A 1,216-nucleotide genomic window follows, 5' to 3' on the forward strand; every position below is an offset into this window, starting at 1 on the left:
CGTTCGCGCTTGGCGCGGGCGGCGGCGCGCTCGGCTGGCGCGCCGCGTCGTTCTGGGCGCTGCTGTTGCCGCTCGCGCTGCTCGTCATGCTCGGTTGCGCCTCGTGGCACGCCGCGCGCGAAGCCGCCGCCGCGCCTGCCGGCGCGGCCCGGTAACTCGCTATCCGTTTCGTTTCATCCGTTCCTTACTGAGGAGTCCACCGTGAATTTCCCCGTTCTGTCCCGCCCGGCGCGTGCGCTGGTCGCCGCGTTCGCCGCCTTCGGCCTGATGCTGCCGGCCGCTGCCTCGCATGCCGACGAAGCCCGCTACACCGCCGCCTCGGCCCACGCGCCCGCCGTGTCGGTCGGCCCGCAATACGACACCACGCACGTTTATGTCGCGAACGCCGACATCGACGCGTTCGTCGACAGCTTCATCGCCACGTTCGGCGGCAAGGCCTCGCCGCGCGCCGTGTTCACGGTCACGCCGACGCCCAGCAAGACGGCCTCGCAGTACGTGCAGACGCCGGTGGGCATGCTGTCGGTGTTCGCGTTCCAGACGCCGGTGCCCTATCCGTTCGGCAACGAGCGCACCGGCTACCTCGTGACCGACATCGATCAGGCGCTGCGCGCCGCGCGCGCGGCCGGCGCCGACGTGCTGGTGGATTCGTTCGACGATCCGATCGGCAAGGACGCCATCATCCAGTGGCCGGGCGGCCTGACGATGCAGCTCTACTGGCACACCAAGGCGCCGAACTACGGCCCGCTCGAACTGGTGCCGGACAACCGCGTGTACGTGTCGAAGTACGCGGCCGACAACTTCATCAAGCGCTTCGTGCGCTTCTCGCACGGCAAGATCGTGTCGGACAGCCGTCATGCCGACGGCGCCGAACTCGGCAAGCCGGGCGAGAAGATCCGCCGCGTGCGCATCGAATCGGGCTTCGGCAACATGCTGGTGTTCGTGACCGACGGCAAGCTGCCGTACCCGTACGGGCATGACACCACCGGCTATCGCGTGGCCGATCTCGACGCCACGCTGGCCAAGGCGCAGGCCGCCAACGTCAAGGTGCTGGTGGCCCCGGCGCGCAACGCCGAAGGGCGCACGGCGATGGTCGAGTTCCCGGGCGGCTACGTCGCGGAACTGCACCAGTTCGACGCCGCGGCGAAGTAAGCCGATGCGCACCGAGACGACGCGCAAGGCGTCCCGCAAGCCCCGTGCCGCCCGGCGCGTCGTGCTC

1 protein-coding gene is annotated in these 1,216 nt (G+C 69.9%); it reads left to right on the plus strand.

Annotation, left to right across the window (positions count from 1 at the left end; translation table 11 throughout):
* Positions 1–201: 201 nt before the first annotated feature.
* Complete coding sequence (locus G3N92_RS33990; protein WP_206131864.1) at positions 202–1,149, plus strand: glyoxalase; 948 nt, start codon at positions 202–204, stop codon at positions 1,147–1,149.
* The last annotated feature ends 67 nt before the right edge of the window (positions 1,150–1,216 follow it).

Source organism: Burkholderia sp. Ac-20379, from assembly GCF_017104645.1.
GTDB lineage: Bacteria > Pseudomonadota > Gammaproteobacteria > Burkholderiales > Burkholderiaceae > Burkholderia.